Source organism: Allobosea sp. P2_B12 (assembly GCF_056404835.1).
Window position 1 is genome coordinate 38,024 of sequence record NZ_JBFUDG010000010.1, and the last position, 15,553, is coordinate 53,576.

General features: G+C 66.9%; 15 protein-coding genes. 7 read left to right on the forward strand and 8 right to left on the reverse strand.

Annotation, left to right across the window (positions count from 1 at the left end; translation table 11 throughout):
• Positions 1-4 precede the first annotated feature (4 nt).
• Together AC1DYU_RS20625 and AC1DYU_RS20630 are read right to left on the reverse strand one after the other, a co-directional pair.
• Complete coding sequence (locus AC1DYU_RS20625) at positions 5-907, reverse strand: DMT family transporter (protein WP_476793250.1); 903 nt, start codon at positions 905-907, stop codon at positions 5-7.
• A gap of 10 nt (positions 908-917) precedes the next feature.
• The gene (locus AC1DYU_RS20630) at positions 918-2,498 is read right to left on the reverse strand and encodes a D-alanyl-D-alanine carboxypeptidase family protein (RefSeq protein ID WP_476793251.1); all 1,581 of its coding nucleotides are present in this window, start codon (positions 2,496-2,498) and stop codon (positions 918-920) included.
• Between the two features lie 220 nt (positions 2,499-2,718).
• Between AC1DYU_RS20630 and AC1DYU_RS20635 the strand changes: the two genes are divergently transcribed.
• The 3 genes from AC1DYU_RS20635 to AC1DYU_RS20645 all read left to right on the forward strand — a co-directional run bounded on the left by AC1DYU_RS20635 (position 2,719) and on the right by AC1DYU_RS20645 (position 6,155).
• Positions 2,719-3,621 (forward strand): EamA family transporter, encoded by a 903-nt coding sequence (locus AC1DYU_RS20635; RefSeq protein ID WP_476793252.1) that lies wholly within the window; start codon positions 2,719-2,721, stop codon positions 3,619-3,621.
• A 136-nt stretch (positions 3,622-3,757) separates the two neighbouring features.
• Positions 3,758-4,927, forward strand: a complete 1,170-nt coding sequence (locus tag AC1DYU_RS20640) for an acetyl-CoA acetyltransferase (protein ID WP_158483309.1) — start codon at positions 3,758-3,760, stop codon at positions 4,925-4,927.
• Positions 4,928-4,958: 31 nt separating this feature from the next.
• Positions 4,959-6,155, forward strand: a complete 1,197-nt coding sequence (locus tag AC1DYU_RS20645) for an MFS transporter (protein WP_476793253.1) — start codon at positions 4,959-4,961, stop codon at positions 6,153-6,155.
• Between the two features lie 39 nt (positions 6,156-6,194).
• Here AC1DYU_RS20645 and AC1DYU_RS20650 read toward each other — a convergent pair whose 3' ends face one another.
• A complete protein-coding gene (locus tag AC1DYU_RS20650) occupies positions 6,195-6,467 on the reverse strand; it encodes a BolA family protein (protein WP_476793254.1) in 273 nt (90 codons plus the stop codon).
• 130 nt (positions 6,468-6,597) lie between these two features.
• Between AC1DYU_RS20650 and AC1DYU_RS20655 the strand changes: the two genes are divergently transcribed.
• Positions 6,598-7,215 (forward strand): DnaJ domain-containing protein, encoded by a 618-nt coding sequence (locus tag AC1DYU_RS20655; RefSeq protein WP_158483312.1) that lies wholly within the window; start codon positions 6,598-6,600, stop codon positions 7,213-7,215.
• Positions 7,216-7,231: 16 nt separating this feature from the next.
• Here AC1DYU_RS20655 and AC1DYU_RS20660 read toward each other — a convergent pair whose 3' ends face one another.
• The 4 genes from AC1DYU_RS20660 to AC1DYU_RS20675 form a co-directional block, all read right to left on the reverse strand.
• Positions 7,232-8,002 (reverse strand): ABC transporter permease, encoded by a 771-nt coding sequence (locus AC1DYU_RS20660; RefSeq protein WP_476793255.1) that lies wholly within the window; start codon positions 8,000-8,002, stop codon positions 7,232-7,234.
• Positions 8,003-8,165: 163 nt separating this feature from the next.
• Positions 8,166-8,954 carry an ABC transporter ATP-binding protein gene (locus tag AC1DYU_RS20665; RefSeq protein ID WP_476793256.1) on the reverse strand — a complete coding sequence of 263 codons (789 nt, stop codon included), beginning with the start codon at positions 8,952-8,954 and terminating at the stop codon, positions 8,166-8,168.
• A gap of 154 nt (positions 8,955-9,108) precedes the next feature.
• Entirely contained in the window at positions 9,109-10,164 is a 1,056-nt protein-coding gene (locus AC1DYU_RS20670) for an ABC transporter substrate-binding protein (protein ID WP_476793257.1), read from the reverse strand.
• A gap of 173 nt (positions 10,165-10,337) precedes the next feature.
• The gene (locus AC1DYU_RS20675) at positions 10,338-10,793 is read right to left on the reverse strand and encodes an Lrp/AsnC ligand binding domain-containing protein (RefSeq protein ID WP_158483316.1); all 456 of its coding nucleotides are present in this window, start codon (positions 10,791-10,793) and stop codon (positions 10,338-10,340) included.
• A gap of 131 nt (positions 10,794-10,924) precedes the next feature.
• On the opposite strand from AC1DYU_RS20675, the gene putA reads away from it, so the two are divergent.
• From putA to AC1DYU_RS20690, 3 genes are all read left to right on the forward strand, one after another.
• Positions 10,925-14,026, forward strand: coding sequence for a bifunctional proline dehydrogenase/L-glutamate gamma-semialdehyde dehydrogenase PutA (gene putA, locus AC1DYU_RS20680; protein ID WP_476793258.1), 3,102 nt, complete (start codon positions 10,925-10,927; stop codon positions 14,024-14,026).
• Between the two features lie 102 nt (positions 14,027-14,128).
• Positions 14,129-14,647 (forward strand): RNA pyrophosphohydrolase, encoded by a 519-nt coding sequence (locus AC1DYU_RS20685; protein ID WP_476793259.1) that lies wholly within the window; start codon positions 14,129-14,131, stop codon positions 14,645-14,647.
• A 17-nt stretch (positions 14,648-14,664) separates the two neighbouring features.
• Positions 14,665-15,045, forward strand: a complete 381-nt coding sequence (locus tag AC1DYU_RS20690; RefSeq protein ID WP_476793260.1) for a VOC family protein — start codon at positions 14,665-14,667, stop codon at positions 15,043-15,045.
• Positions 15,046-15,091: 46 nt separating this feature from the next.
• Here AC1DYU_RS20690 and AC1DYU_RS20695 read toward each other — a convergent pair whose 3' ends face one another.
• Entirely contained in the window at positions 15,092-15,505 is a 414-nt protein-coding gene (locus AC1DYU_RS20695; protein WP_476793261.1) for a F0F1 ATP synthase subunit epsilon, read from the reverse strand.
• Positions 15,506-15,553 lie beyond the last annotated feature (48 nt).

Here is a 15,553-nt window from a genome sequence, read left to right on the forward strand (position 1 = left end):
TGCGTCAAGCCGACGCCGGGGAGCGCCGCACATGTTCTAGTGTTACATTAATCACCAGCGCCGCGACGACAAGGGCGCATCCCGCATATTGCAGCGGCCCGAGCCGTTCGCCCAACACCACCGCCGCGATCAGCACCGCGCAGACCGGCTCGGCGCAGAAGGCAAGGCCAGCCGCGCCGGGCGAGATCCGGGTCAGCGCGATCACCTGCAGCAGAAAGCCCAGCAGATAGCCGCCGATGGTGACCGCCGCGGCGACGGGGGCAAGGGCGAAGGCGCCGGGGGGCAGGAAGCCGCCGGTCAGGCTGAGGATCGCAGCCGTGACCGGCAGGATCAGCAGATGCGACCAGAATAGCCGTGCGGCCAGCGGCGTGCTGGGCAGTGCCGCGCCGGCGAAGAACTGCGTCGCGGCGCAAAGGCTGGCGACGACGGCCAGCATCAGCCCGCGCGGATCGAGCCCATGCATGTCCGGCCCCACCACCATCGCGACACCGATGAAGGCGACACAGGCAGCCGCCAGCCGCTCGGGCCGAAAGCGCGAGCGTGTGACCAAGGGCTCGGCCAGGACGATCAGGACGGGATAGGTGAAGAACACCACGGCCGCGACCGTGACGGGCAGGAAGGCGACCGAGGACAGATAGGCCGAGCCGACCAGCGCGCTGGTGATGCCGAACAGCAGCAGCGCGCGCCGCTCGGCCCGTGGCACCGCCAGCGATGTCCGCCAGATCGCCACAGCCGCGCCGACCAGCGCGAGCATGATGAAGACGCGGTAGAACACGAGCAGCGGACCGTTGAGCCCAGCCTGGCCGGCGATCTGGGCGCTGACGATATTGGTGCCGTAGGCGCCGGCCGCGGCCAGCGCCAGCAGCATGCCCCGCCGCTGGGCGGCCTCGCCGGGAACGAGGGTCAACGAACGACGCTCAGGCGTCGTCGTTGGGCTTGGTCTTGGCCTTGACCTGCGGCTTGGCGGGTGATGGCTTGGCCACCGCCTGTGCGGGTTTGTTCGGAGCCGGCTTGGCCGCGGTCGTCGCCGCCTCGGCCTTGGGCGAGGGCTTCACCAGGAGCGGCTTGGCCGGCGGACGCGCAGCAGGCTTGATGCCCGCGGCCGCGCCGGGGCGTAGGCTCGCCGAGGTAGCGGCGCCGGGCTGGATCGCACCCTGGAGACGCAAGGGTCCGCCTTGGCCGGCAGGCTGCGCCGTCTCGGGTTCGGTCGGAGCGAAGGCCGAGGTCGAGCCCGGAATACCGCCATTGCCGGACAGGGTGCGCCCACGATCGGCGAAGAGCCCGCCGGTCTGGCTGCCGAACAACCCTGCCGCAACGGGCGCGGACGGTGCGATGACGGGCGTGGTGCCGCGTGCGACGCGGCTGTCGGTCCCGCCCACGGCATTGGCCGCCAGCGGCGCCGACGCAGAGCCCGGCGAGCGACCGAAGGCGACCGGAACCGGCATCGTCTCAGCGCGGGGCCCAAGCGAGACCCGGCCCGAAGGCAAGCGTGTCAGCACGGAGGTGCCGGAATAGCTCGCAGCGGACGCGGTGGCGAAGCGCCCGCCATCCTCGGCATTGCCGCCGATGTTCGGCGCCTGGGCAGCGATCGGGCCCGAGCTGTCGGCATCATCGGCGAGAGCCACGCCGCCGCCCTTGCGCTGGACATCGCCGCAGATGCTGGAGGCGCGCCCGCCCTGCGAGGGCAGTGACGCAACCGTGTAGCCCATACCGCCCCATTTGCCGAAGCCGTCATCAAGCAGTTGCGCCGCCTTGATCGTGCGCTCCGTGCCCGACAGCGCGCCGAGCACGACCGCGATCAGGGTGCGCCCACCGCGCGTCGCGGTGGCGACGACATTGAAGCCGGAGGCGCAGACGAAGCCGGTCTTCATGCCGCCGATGCCGGAATAGCGGCCGACGAGCCCGTTGGTGTTGTTCAGAACCTGCCTGCCGAGCTGGACGGCAGCCGTGTTCCAGTAATCCGAATAATCCGGAAAATCCCGCATCAGCGCCATCGCGAGGATGGCGAGGTCGCGCGCGCTGACCTGCTGCTCCGGATCGTGCCAGCCATTGGGGTTGGTGAAATGGCTGTCGCGCATGCCGAGCCGTGCGGCCTCGGCGTTCATCATTCCGACGAAGCTCTCGACATTGCCGCCGACGCCCTCGGCGATGACATAGGCGATGTCGTTGGCAGACTTCACCATCATGATGCGCAGCGCGTTGTCGAGCGTGATCTCCTGCCCGGCCTTGATATAGACCTTGACCCGGGGCTGAGCGGCGGCCCGCTTCGAGGCGGGGATCGCGGTCTCCAAACCGATCCGGCCTTCCCGCACCGCCTTCAGCGCGAGATAGGCCGTCATCATCTTGGTCGTTGAGGCCGGATGCCAGGGCTGGCTCGCATTCTCGCTGGAGAGCACGGCGCCGCTGGCGGCGTCGATCACGAGGCTGGTGCCGGCGGAGGCCGGGCCGATCAGGGCCAGCCCGAAGACGAAGGCGGCGGTAAGGCGGGAAGCGGTCATCTGGCGGTCTTGCATCGGGCGGTCTTGAACCTGTCTTGACGAGGGTTGAAGGCGCAGGGGTTCAACGCGACGCGTGCGGCATTTTCGAGACGGCCGGAAAAGCGTGGCCCGCCCATGAACGCATACCTACCCTCAGCGGAGCGATTTGCCTAGTCGCGGGCAAGGGTTCACAAGCCAGTTCACAAGCCGATACCGCCCTTTTATCGACCGGAACCGCCGCGTGAGCCTCGCCCTCCTCTGGATTCCCGCGACCATCGCCGCCTCGCTGCTTCAGACGGCGCGCAACCTGACCCAGCGCTCGCTAACCCAGATCATCGGCGTCGTCGGCGCGACGCAGGTGCGCTTCCTCTTCGGGCTGCCCTTCGCCCTGCTGTTTCTCGTCATCGTCTGCCTCGTCGCCGGCCGCCTGCCCCCCGAGATCGACGCCAGGACATTCGCCTATACGCTCTGGGGCGCGCTCACCCAGATCGCGGCGACGGCGCTGATGCTGGCGGCGATGCGCGATCGTTCCTTCGCCGTCGCCACCGCCTACACCAAGACCGAGCCCGTCCAGGTCGCGATCTTCGGCGCGCTGCTGCTGGGCGATGCGCTGACGCTGGCCAAATTCGCAGCGATCGTGCTCGCCACCATCGGCGTCGTCATGGTGTCCTGGAAGCCCGGCGAGAAGCTCAGCCGGGCGGGCCTGGGCCCGGCCATGCTTGGTGTCGGCGCGGGCGCGTTCTTCGCGTTCTCGGCGATCGGCTATCGCGGCGGAATCCAGGCCTTGCCGGAAGGTGGCTTTTTCCTCCGCGCGACCACCATCCTGGCGCTGGGCCTGTTCCTGCAGACGCTGGTCCTGACGCTCTACATGCTCCTCGCCAACCGGGCGGCGCTGGTTTTGAGCCTGCGCAACTGGCGCAAGTCGCTCTCGGCCGGATTTCTTGGGGCCGCCGCGTCGCAATGCTGGTTCGTCGGCTTCTCGCTGACGAGCGCGGCCAATGTCCGCACTCTGGCGCTGATAGAGGTGCCGCTGGCGCAAATCGCCTCGCGCCGCATCTTCGCGGAAGGGACGAGCCGGCGGGAGATGGCTGGCATGGCGCTGATCGTCGGCGGCGTGGGGCTGTTGCTGACGACGGCGCTGTGAGCGCCGCGGTCCGCATCATGGTCCCTCTTTCCATGCACGACCGGAATGCATGACTGCCTGCTTGCGAGGCGGAGCCCGCAAGCGCAATTAGAGGCTAAAGCCGGATAATCTCGAAATCGGCATCGGAGAAAACGCCATGAGCGCTGCAATCGTCGGTTGGGCCCATACGCCGTTCGGCAAGCAGGATGCGGAAACCATCGAGAGCCTCATCGTCCGCGTGACGACCGACGCTCTGATCGATGCCGGCATCACCGCCGACCAGGTCGACGAAATCGTGCTCGGCCATTTCAACGCCGGCTTCTCCGCCCAGGACTTCACCGCCTCGCTCGTGCTCCAGGCCGACCCGGCGCTGCGCTTCAAGCCGGCGACCCGCGTCGAGAATGCCTGCGCCACCGGCTCGGCCGCCGTGCATCAGGGCGTGCGCGCCATCAAGGCGGGCGCCGCCAAGATCGTCCTCGTCGTCGGCGTCGAGCAGATGACGACCACGCCCGGGCCAGAGATCGGCAAGAACCTGCTCAAGGCCTCCTATCTCCCGGAGGAAGGCGCGACGCAGGGTGGCTTCGCCGGCGTTTTCGGCGGGATCGCCGCCGCCTATTTCCAGCGCCATGGCGACCAGTCGGACGCGCTCGCGATGATCGCGGCCAAGAACCACAAGAACGGCGTGGACAACCCTTACGCCCAGATGCGCAAGGACCTCGGCTACACCTTCTGCCGCGAAGAGAGCGAGAAGAACCCCTATGTCGCCGGCCCGCTGAAGCGCACCGACTGCTCGCTCGTCTCGGACGGCGCCGCCGCGATCGTTCTCGCCGACGCGGAGACAGCGCTGACCATGCGCCGCGCCGTGGGCTTCCGCGGCATGGCCCATGTCCAGGATTTCCTGCCGGTCTCGAAGCGCGACATTCTGAAGTTCGAAGGCGGTGCGCTTGCCTGGCAGAAAGCCCTCGCCCAAGCTGGCGTCACGCTGGAGGATCTGTCCTTCGTCGAGACGCATGACTGCTTCACCATCGCCGAGCTGCTCGAATACGAGGCGATGGGGCTGACGAAGGAAGGCGACGGCGCCCGCGCCATCATGGAAGGCTGGACCCAGAAGGACGGCAAGCTTCCGGTCAACGTCTCCGGCGGCCTCAAGGCCAAGGGACACCCGATCGGCGCCACGGGCGTCTCGATGCATGTGCTGAGTGCCATGCAGCTCGTCGGCGAGGCGCCAGAGGGCATGCAGCTCGAGGACGCCCGCCTCGGCGGCATCTTCAACATGGGCGGCTCGGCCGTGGCCAACTACGTCTCGGTGCTCGAGCGGATCAAGTGATCCGCCCGCCAGCCAATCGACTGATCTGCCTTTGACCGTTTTCCTTGCGCTGCTGCCCGCCTATTTCCTCTCGATCTTCTACCGTTCGTTCCTGAGCGTCATCGCCAACCCGGTGATGAGCGATCTTTCGATCGGCCCGCGCGAGTTCGGGCTGCTCGGAGCGGCCTGGTTCACGACCTTCGCCGTGTCGCAGTTCCCGATCGGCTGGGCGCTGGACCGGCTCGGCCCGCGCCGCACCGTGACCGCGACGATGACGATCGGCAGCGCCGGGGCCTTCCTGTTCGCCAACGCGACGGGAGCCTTGACCGGCACGCTGGCGATGGCGCTGATCGGGATCGGCTGCGCGCCGATCTTCATGGCGAGCCTGTTCCTCTTCGCCCGGACGGCGGCGCCCGCGCGCTTCGCCTTCCTGACCTCGGTCTTCATTGGCCTCGGCTCGCTCGGCAATCTGGTCGGGGCCGCGCCGCTCGCCATCGCCGCCGCGCGTTATGGCTGGCGCCCCTCGATGCTGGCGATGGCGAGCTGTTTTCTCGTCGCGACGGTTCTGGCCGGTTTGCTGATCCGCGATCCGCCACGGGCCGAAAGCGCATCGGGCAAGGCCGAGGGGCTGATCGCCGGCCTCGCCAGCATCCTGAAGCTGCGCCCGCTTTGGCTGCTCGCACCGATCACGCTCACCGGCTACGCCATCCTGGCGACCGCGCGCGGACTTTGGGTCGCACCGTTCATGGCCGATGTGCATGGCTTCGACGCCGTTGCAGCCGGCAATGCCGCGACCGCCATGGCGCTGACCATGGTGGCAGGCGCCTTCATCTATGGCGGGCTGGAGAAATGGCTCGGACGGGTCAAGCCGCTGGTGCTGTGGGGCACGCTCGGCACTGCCGCGACCTTCGCCCTGCTCGCCGGCTTCGGGGCTTCCTCCGCTGCCGTGCCGATCTTGCTGTTTGCCGTGATCGGCGCGGTCGGCTTCACCTACGCCATCCTGATGGCGCATGCGCGAGCCTTCTTCCCTGCGCACCTGCTTGGGCGTGGCATGACCGCCGTGAACTTCCTCTTCATCGCGGGCGCCGCGCTGGCGCAGTCGGGCTCGGGCTGGTTCATCGCGGGCCAGCGCGTCGCCGGGCTCGACGCGGCAGCGACCTTTGCCCAACTGCATTGGATCTTCGCCGGACTGCTGCTCGCCTCGGCGGCAGTCTATGCCTTCACGCCGGATCGGCCGAAGGCGGAATGACGCTGTTTCATCCAAGGCAGCTTGCCATCTGCTGTGGGGCTAACTCTCCCCCGGCGCCCGCGTGACGATCGCCAGTGCGTGAACCCGGTCGGCCAGTTCCTCCGCCAGCGCCGCATTGACGAGGCGGTGACGGTCGAGCCTGCTCTTGCCGGTGAAGGCCTCCGACACGATATCCACCCTGAAATGGGTTTCTCCACCCTCCCGCCAGCCGCCATGACCCTGATGCTGGTGCGATTCGTCGATCACGTTCAGGCGCTCAGGCGAAAGTGCCAGTTCCAGCTTGTTGGTGATCCGTTCAGCCATTCCGGTCATGATCGCGACACCGTTCTAAATGATCCGTTCGTCAGGCCGTGCTTCGCCCGGCCTCCTGCCCGCCGCGCAGATGCGTGCATGTTGCATCGCACTTGCCGGTTCCGATCCCGCGTCTCATAACCATTCGACCATGAACTTCAACTCGCGCCTGTTCGACCGCATCAGGATCGGCCCTTCCGTAGCAGAAGAGGTCAAGGATTCCGGCGCGCCCTCATGTGACCATCCCGGCTGCAAGCGGCCCGGGGAATTCCGCGCGCCTCAGGGACGGGGCCGCGAGGGCAAATTCTTCCTGTTCTGCATGGAGCATGTGAAGGCCTACAACGCGACCTACAATTATTTCGCCGGTATGAACGACGAGGCGCTGGCCGAATACGCCAAGGATGCCGCGATCGGCCACCGGCCGACCTGGAAGCTCGGCGTCAACTCCAAGGCCGCGCGCATGGCCCAGCGCGGCCGCGTGGCGGGCGGCGGCGAACAGCCCGACGTCCAGGACGCCTTCAACATTTTCGGCAGCAGGCGCGCCCAGCAGGCGGCGCAGCCGGAGCCGCGCGTCGGCATCGTCGCGCGCAAGGCGCTCGAGGCGCTCGGCCTCGACGAGAATGCCGATCCCGTCGCGATCAAGGCCCGCTACAAGGAACTGGTGAAGCGCTTCCACCCCGATGCGAATGGCGGCGACCGTTCGCGCGAGGGCACGCTGCAGGAAATCCTGAAAGCCTATCAGCAGCTCAAGAGCACCGGCATGGTCTGAGCCGGCTATCGCCGGATTAGGCGTTGCTGAGTTGCGAGCGTTTGGCCCAGCCCGTCATCCGGCTCTCGACGACATCGACGATCGCCACCAGAAACACCCCGAGCACCGCCAGCACGAGTAGTGCCGCAAAGATCAGCGGCACGTTGAAATCGGCCGAGGCGCGGGTGATCAGATTGCCCAGCCCGAGATTGGAGGCGTTCTGTTCGCCGATCACCGAGCCGACATAGGCCAGCGTGATCGAGACCTTCAGCGCGCCGAACAGATAGGGCAGCGACCGCGGAATGCCGACCTTGGTCATGATATCGAGTCGGCTCGCGCCAAGTGCCTTCAGCACATCCTCGGTCTCGGGCTCGATCGTCGCCAGCCCCGTCGCGACATTGACCACGATCGGGAAGAACGAGATCACGAAGGCGGTCAGCACCGGCGGCAGCCAGCCTACGCCGAACCAGATGACCAAAATCGGCACCACCGCGACCTTCGGGATCGAGTTGAAACCGACGAGCAGCGGGTTCAGCCCAGCATAGATCAGCTTCGACGAACCGACGAGAAGCCCCAGCGCCAGACCGAACACGATCGACAGCGCAAAGCCCAGCGAGGTCATCCAGAGCGTGTGGAAGGCGTTTGTGTAGAGCGGCTTCTGGTACTGCACCAGCGCCCCCCAGACCGCCGAAGGCGGTGGCAGCACGAAGCTGGAGATCGACAGCGCCCGGCAGGCGATCTCCCAGAGCGCGAAGAAGCCGAGCGTGAACAGATAGGGCGCGAGCCGGAGCCAGGTCGAGCGGGTCATCGGCGCTCCCCTCCGCGTTTACTCACACCCGCGCCGTCGTCCCGGGCGACCAACGGGAGACCCGGGACCCATTCCGGAATCTCCCCTGCACATGCTCCGGAATGGATCCCGGATCTCCGCTTCGCTGCGTCCGGGATGACGGCGAGGTTGGGGAAGGGCTGCCTCATGCTACCGTCCTCGCCTCGCGGATATGCCCGCGCAATTCGTGGACGATGGCTGCGAATTCCGGCGTGTAGGTGATGTCGAGATCGCGCGGGCGGGCAAAGCCGATCTCCCGCTCGGCGATGATCCGGCCGGGCCGAGCCGACATGCAGAACACCCGGTCGGCCAGGAACACCGCCTCGCGCAGGTCGTGCGTCACCAGGATCACCGTGACGCCGCGTTGGGCATGCAGGTCGCGGATCACGCACCAGAGTTCCTCGCGCGTGAAGGCATCGAGCGCCCCGAACGGCTCGTCCAGCATCAGGAGCTTCGGCTCATGGATCAGCGAGCGGCACAGCGAGGCGCGCTGCTGCATGCCGCCGGACAATTGCCAGGGAAATTTCGAGCCCATGCCCTTGAGGCCAACCGTCTCCAGCAGCATCTCGGCCCGCGCGACATATTCGGCCTTGTGGGCGCGCAGCCGCGAGCGATGGGGCTGCACGATCTCCAGCGGCAGCAGCAGGTTCTGCAGCGTCGTGCGCCAGGGCAGCATCACCGGGTTCTGGAAGGCCATGCCGGTGATCTTGATCGGCTCGACGACCTCGCGCCCGTCGACGATCACGGTGCCCGACTTCGCCCGCTGCAGCCCGGTCGCGAGCTTCATCAGGGTCGACTTGCCGCAGCCCGACGGACCGACGATCGCGACGAACTCACCGTCCTTGACCTTCAGTGACAGCCCTTCTACCGCCGGAGGGCCATCGCCGCCGCCATAGACATGAGTGACATCATGAAGTTCGACGAAGGCGGTCAAGGCAACCTTTCCACAAACAAAACGCCGTCATCCCGGGCTTCGCGCAGCGAAGTCCCGGGATCCATCGTAGAGCGCAGCACTCTTCGATGGATCCCGGATCTGCGCCGCTACGCGGCTTGTCCAGGATGACGTCCTGCAATCGGAGCTGAATGGCTCAGAAAACCCGCTCGGCAGAGGCCGGCAGGAACACGTCCGTAAAAGCGTCGCCAGCCTTGGCCTTGTCCTTGAAGCTGAAGGTCAGGCCGATCTGGTCCAGCGCGCGGTCCCAGCGCGCCTTGTCGATGCCACCGAAGCCGTTGGCCTTCACCCAAGGCGTCATGACGTTCTGCTCGAGCGTCATCTTGAGCCGCTCCAGCTCGACCTCGACCTTGGCGACGTCGTTGCGCTTGATCACGAGCTGGGCGCCGAGGTCGGGATTGGCGACGGTATCCTTGACGCTTTTGGTGATGGCGCGCAGCAGGCCGCGCACGGCCTCCGGCTTCTCGGCGGCGAATTTCGGCGAGACCATCACGACATTGCCGTAGAGCTCGACGCCATAATCCGACATCAGCATCAGGACGATGTCGTCAACCGGCACGCCGCGCGATTTCAAGTTGATGTAGGACGACGGCGCGAAGCCGAACACCGCATCGACCTCGCCCGAGGCCAGCATCGGCTCGCGCACCGGGAAGCCGACATTCTCCAGCCGGATCTTGCTGTCGTCGAGCTTGTTGACGGCCTTGAAGATCGGCCATTGCGCGAAGGCGGCATCCGCGGCCGGCGCGCCGAACTTCCGGCCTTCGAGCGACTTCACATCCGCGGTCACGCCACGGCTCTTGCGCCCGACGATCGCGAAGGGCGGCCTGTCATAGACCATCATCACGGCCTTGAGGTCGATGCTAGGATTCTCGTCGCGGAAGCGGATCAGCGAGTTCACATCGCCGAAGCCGACATCATAGGTGCCCGAGGCGACGCGCGGGATCGCCTCACGCGAACCGTTGCCGGTGTCGATGGTGACGTCGAGGCCTTCGGCTTTGAAATAGCCCTTTTCGAACGCCATCAGGAACAGCGCGGCCGGCCCCTCGAAGCGCCAATCGAGCGTGAAGCGGACTGGTGTCTGCGCCTGCGCCGGCTGCGCGCCGCACAGGCCGGCGGCCAGAGCCGTTGCGGCCACCGTACTCAGGACAGCGCGCCGGGACAGGAACGCGACGAGGGAGGACACGCTGGGCATCATTGGCTCCGGACGGACAGGCGGGCGGGACTGACATATCGAAAAACGCACGGCACCCCAGCAAGCACCATGCCGGGCAGCGTCATCTTTCAAGACTGGAGCAACGTCACGACAGGTCAAGTCGAAAGCGGCACCTGAAAGCGGCGAACGCACAAAAGATCGGCAGCAACGCCCTACAGCGGCAGTGCTCCGTCTGTCTTGACCTCCTCCATCACGGCATAGGTCCGCGTCTCGCGCACGGCCGGAAGGGCCAGCAATACCTCGCCGAGGAAGCGGCGATAGGCGTTCATGTCGGCGACGCGGGTCTTGACCAGATAGTCGAAGCCGCCGGCCACCATATGGCACTCCAGCACCTCCGGCGCACGCTTCACCGCCGCGGCGAAACGCTCGAACGCATCGGGCGTCGTCTTGTCGAGATAGACCTCGACGAAGACGAGCAGGTTGAGGCCGAGCTTAAGCGGATCGAGCGTCGCCCGGTAGCCCGTGATGTAGCCCTCGCGCGTCAGGCGCTTGAGTCGTTCGCTCACAGCCGTCGGCGACAGCCCGACCTTGTCGGCAAGCTCGACACCGGCGATCCGGCCGTCGGATTGCAACAAGGAGAGGATGCGGCGGTCGGTTCTGTCGAGCACGGGATCAATCGCTAAAACAATGCCGTCTTCCCGCAAGATATAAAGCTATCGCACGCAATAGACCAATTGATCCACGGCATTGAAAGCACGATGCTTCAGATCATCCCGCGACCGCCTTTCGGAGCTCTGTCATGGCCGCCCCCGCCTCGCCGCTGCCTGCCTTCCGAGCGCCCTTTGCCGAGGATGACAGCGCGATCGCGGAACGGCTGCTGGCCGGCGCCCGCCGGGAGCCGGCAGCGAAGGCGCGGATCGATGCGCGCGCGACCGAACTGATCGACGCCATCCGCACCCGCAAGGTCGGGTTCGGCGGCATCGAGGAATTGCTGCGGGAATACTCGCTCTCGACGCGCGAGGGGTTGGCCCTGATGGTGCTGGCCGAAGCGCTGCTACGCGTACCCGACGCCGCCACCGCCGACCGGCTGATCGAGGACAAGCTCGGCCAGGGCGATTTCGCCCATCATGAATCGAAGTCCGATGCCTTCCTGGTCTCGGCCTCGGCCTGGGCGCTCGGCATCACCGCGCGCGTCATCCAGCCCGGCGAGACCCCGAGCAGCATCATCGGCGGGCTGGCCAAGCGGCTCGGCGTGCCCACGGTGCGCACCGCGACGCGCCAGGCAATGCGCGTCATGGGCAACCATTTCGTGCTGGGCCAGACCATCGAGGAGGCGCTGAAGCGCGCCGGCTCCAAGAGCGGCAAGCTCTACCGCTACTCTTTCGACATGCTCGGCGAAGGCGCCCGCACGCAAGCCGATGCCGACCGCTACTTCGCCTCCTATGCCGCCGCGATCGATGCCATCGGCCGCTCGGCCGGCAACGAGCCGCTGCCGAACCGGCCCGGCATCTCGGTCAAGCTCTCGGCGCTGCATCCGCGCTATGACGCGACCAATCATGAGCGCGTTCTGGCCGAACTGACGCCGAAGGTGATCAAGCTGGCGCAGCAGGCCAAGGGCTATGACCTCAACTTCACCATCGATGCCGAGGAGGCCGACCGGCTCGAACTCTCGCTCGACATCATCGATGCCGTCGTCGCCGATCAATCGCTCAGCGGTTGGGACGGCTTCGGGCTGGCGATCCAGGCCTATCAGAAGCGCGCTTCGGCCGTGATCGCCCATATCGGCGCGCTCGCCGAGAGCCACGGCCGGCGCATGATGGTGCGCCTCGTCAAGGGCGCCTATTGGGATACCGAGCTGAAGCGCGCCCAGGAGCGCGGGCTGGCGGACTATCCGGTCTTCACCCGCAAGGCGATGACCGACCTGAACTACGAGGCCTGCGCCGCCCAGCTCCTGGCCTTGCGCCCCCGGATCATTCCCCAGTTCGCTACCCACAACGCCCAGACGGTTGCAACGGTGGCGGAGATGGCGGGGAGTTCAGAAGGCTTCGAATTCCAGCGCCTCCACGGCATGGGCGAAGCGCTCTACGAGAAGCTGCTGGCCAGCAACGAGGGCTTCGCTTGCCGCACCTATGCGCCGGTTGGTGGGCATCAGGATCTGCTCGCCTATCTCGTACGCCGCCTGCTCGAGAACGGCGCCAACTCGTCCTTCGTCAGCGTCTCCGGCGACCCCGACGTGCCCGTGGCGCAGCTTCTGGTGCCGCCCGCCGACCTCATCGGCAATGCCGGCGCCGCGCGGCATCGCCGGATTCCGCTCCCAGCCGATCTCTTCGGCCCGACGCGGAAGAACTCCGCCGGCGTCGAACTCGGCCATGCGGAGAGCCTCGATGCGCTTCTGGCGGAGATTGCCGCTGCCTCAGACAAGCCCTTCCCCGAAGCCGGCCCGATCATCGACGGCAAGGCGACTGGCGGAACCGCACGCGACGTTCGCTCGCCGATCGACGACACGGTGATCGGCCGCGTCCACGAGGCCGATGCTACACTGGCCGAGCGCGCCATGCAGGCGGCGAAGGCCGGATTTCCCGCCTGGAACGCGACGCCCGCCCGCACCCGCGCAGCCGCGCTGCGTAAGGCCGCCGATCTGATGGAACAGAGGCGCGGCCTGCTGCTCGCCTTGCTCCAGGCCGAGGCCGGCAAGACGCTCGACGATGCCCTCTCCGAGGTCCGCGAGGCCGTCGATTTCTGCCGCTACTACGCCGCCGAGGCCGAGTCGAAATTCGCGACGCCGACCGCCCTGCCCGGTCCGACCGGCGAGGACAATCGCCTGATCCTGCGCGGGCGCGGGCCGTTCCTGTGCATCGCGCCCTGGAACTTCCCGCTCGCGATCTTCGCCGGCCAGATCGCAGCCGCGCTCGTCGCCGGCAACAGCATCGTCGCCAAACCTGCCCCCCAGACGCCCCTGATCGCGGCCGAGACGATCCGGCTGCTGCATGAGGCCGGCGTGCCCGTCTCGGCGCTTCATCTCGTCCCCGGCGACGGCACGCTCGGCGCGGCGCTGGTCGCCCACAAGGACGTCGCCGGCGTCGCCTTCACTGGCTCGACCGCGACGGCGCGTGCGATCAACCGCGCGCTCGCCGCCAAGGACGGCCCGATCGTCCCGCTCATCGCCGAGACGGGCGGGCTCAACGCCATGATCGTCGATGCGACCGCGCTCGCTGAGCAGGTCGCCGACGATGTCGTGATGTCGGCCTTCCGCTCGGCCGGGCAGCGCTGCTCGGCCTTGCGCCTGCTCGTCGTGCAGGAAGATGTCGCCGACAAGATGCTGGAGATGATCACCGGCGCCGCCCGCGAGCTGAAGCTCGGCGACCCGCGCGCGATCGACACCCATATCGGCCCGGTCATCGACGCTGCCGCCAAGCATCGGCTCGACGGCCATGTCGAGGCGATGCGCAAGCTCGGCCGCCTCGCCTGGGCCGGCGAGACGCTGGCGCTCGGCGGCACCTTCGTCGCGCCGCATCTGGTCTCGCTCGGCAGCGTAGCCGAGCTTTCCCAGGAGCATTTCGGCCCGATCCTGCATGTCGTGCGCTGGAAGTCCGGCCAGTTGGACAAGGTCATCCACGACATCGAGGCAACCGGCTACGGCCTGACGCTGGGCGTGCATTCGCGCATCGAAACGACGGTAGAGCAGGTCACGCGCGGGCTCTCGACCGGCAATATTTATGTCAACCGCAACATCATCGGAGCCGTCGTCGGCGTGCAGCCCTTCGGCGGCCACGGCCTCTCCGGCACCGGCCCCAAGGCTGGCGGCCCGAACTACCTGATGCGCTTCGCCACGGAGCAGACGGTGACAATCAACACGGCAGCAGCCGGCGGCAATGCCAGCCTGATCGCAATGGGGGAGTGAGAGACTTGGCGTCATGCTCGGGCTTGACCCGAGCATGACGCAACGGGAAGACACTGGATTCCGAGATGGTCGGGTCAAGCCCGACCATGACGAGCCATGTGAATGACGCAAACAACTCTCCCCTACCGCCCCAACGTCGGCATCGCCCTGTTCAACGGGGACGGCCGCGTCTTCGCCGGCCGCTCGCACAGTGCCGGGCCGGAAATCGTCCTGCCCGGATTCGACTGGCAGATGCCGCAGGGCGGAATCGATGCGCATGAGGATATCGTCGCGGCCGCCTATCGCGAGCTCGCCGAGGAAACCGGCGTGACGAGCGCAACGTTCCTGGCCGCCACCGACGAATGGTGGGCTTACGACTTTCCGGCCTACGCCGGCCCACCGCACAGGCTGACCGCCTTCCGTGGCCAGCGCCAGCGCTGGGTCGCCCTCCGCTTCACCGGCAGCGAAACCGAATTCGACATCACCCGCCCGAACGGCGACGCGCCGGCCGAATTCTCCGAATGGGCCTGGCTGCCCCTGGCCGAGATGCCCTTGCGCATCGTGCCGTTCAAGCGCCCGGTCTATGAGCGCGTCGTACAGGCCTTCTTACGCTTCGCTCAGCCCGTTATCCCGACAACCTGACCGCCCCTGGAGACTGCATGAGCCTCGTCAGCTTCGATCATTGCGTCATTCACGTCTCGGACTGGGAACGCTCGAACGCCTTCTACCGCGACGTGATCGGCGCCGAGGTCCTGCCGAATGGTGCAGGATACGTCTATCGCATCGGCTCCGCGCAATTGAACTGCCATGGGCCGGGTCTGAAACCCGTCCCAGTCGCGCGCCGGCCCGTGCCGCCCGGCGGCAGCGACCTCTGCTTCACCTGGGAGGGACCGATTGCAGGCGCCATCGCACATCTGGAGGCGCGGAAGGTCGCGATCGAACTTGGTCCGGTCCCGCGCTTCGGCCGTGGCGGCTTGGGAACAAGCGTCTATTTCCGCGACCCTGACGGCTCGCTGCTGGAATTCATCAGCTACGCATGAAAAAGGCCGCTTGCGCGGCCTTTAAAGTTGGAAGGAGCGTGGCGGCTCAAGCCGCCTTGCGCTGCTCGAAGACGTGCTTGAACTCGCGCAGCTGAACCAGCGCGTCATGCAGGCGCTTCTTCTCGTCCTCGTCATGCGAACCGGTCAGCTTGGTTTCGGCCGTCAGGATTTCCTGATCGAGCACGGCGCCGTTCACATCCTCGAGGAAACGGCCCTGCTCGGCCAGGATCGTCGTCGAAGCCTGGTTGACCTCGACGAGGCCGCCATTGACGAAGAATTCCTTGCCGTTGCTCTGGGTCGTCTGGACGAAGACGATACCCGCCTTCAGCGTCGCGACCAGCGGCGCATGCCCCGCCAGCACGGTCATCTCGCCCTCGGTCGAGGGGATGATGACGCTGACGACCTCGCCGGAGAACAGGATGCGCTCGGGCGAGACGAGTTCGAACTTGAAGGTGGCCATCGGTACTCTCTCCCGGGCTCGTCATGGTCGGGCTTGACCCGACCATCT

Coding starts and splice junctions, on each gene's coding strand:
- AC1DYU_RS20630 (WP_476793251.1), bottom strand. CDS start 2,498: ATGACCGCTTCCCGCCTTACCGCCGCCTTCGTCTTCGGGCTGGCCCTG.
- AC1DYU_RS20640 (WP_158483309.1), top strand. CDS start 3,758: ATGAGCGCTGCAATCGTCGGTTGGGCCCATACGCCGTTCGGCAAGCAG.
- AC1DYU_RS20650 (WP_476793254.1), bottom strand. CDS start 6,467: ATGACCGGAATGGCTGAACGGATCACCAACAAGCTGGAACTGGCACTT.
- AC1DYU_RS20655 (WP_158483312.1), top strand. CDS start 6,598: ATGAACTTCAACTCGCGCCTGTTCGACCGCATCAGGATCGGCCCTTCC.
- AC1DYU_RS20660 (WP_476793255.1), bottom strand. CDS start 8,002: ATGACCCGCTCGACCTGGCTCCGGCTCGCGCCCTATCTGTTCACGCTC.
- AC1DYU_RS20670 (WP_476793257.1), bottom strand. CDS start 10,164: ATGCCCAGCGTGTCCTCCCTCGTCGCGTTCCTGTCCCGGCGCGCTGTC.
- putA (WP_476793258.1), top strand. CDS start 10,925: ATGGCCGCCCCCGCCTCGCCGCTGCCTGCCTTCCGAGCGCCCTTTGCC.
- AC1DYU_RS20685 (WP_476793259.1), top strand. CDS start 14,129: ATGACGCAAACAACTCTCCCCTACCGCCCCAACGTCGGCATCGCCCTG.
- AC1DYU_RS20690 (WP_476793260.1), top strand. CDS start 14,665: ATGAGCCTCGTCAGCTTCGATCATTGCGTCATTCACGTCTCGGACTGG.
- AC1DYU_RS20695 (WP_476793261.1), bottom strand. CDS start 15,505: ATGGCCACCTTCAAGTTCGAACTCGTCTCGCCCGAGCGCATCCTGTTC.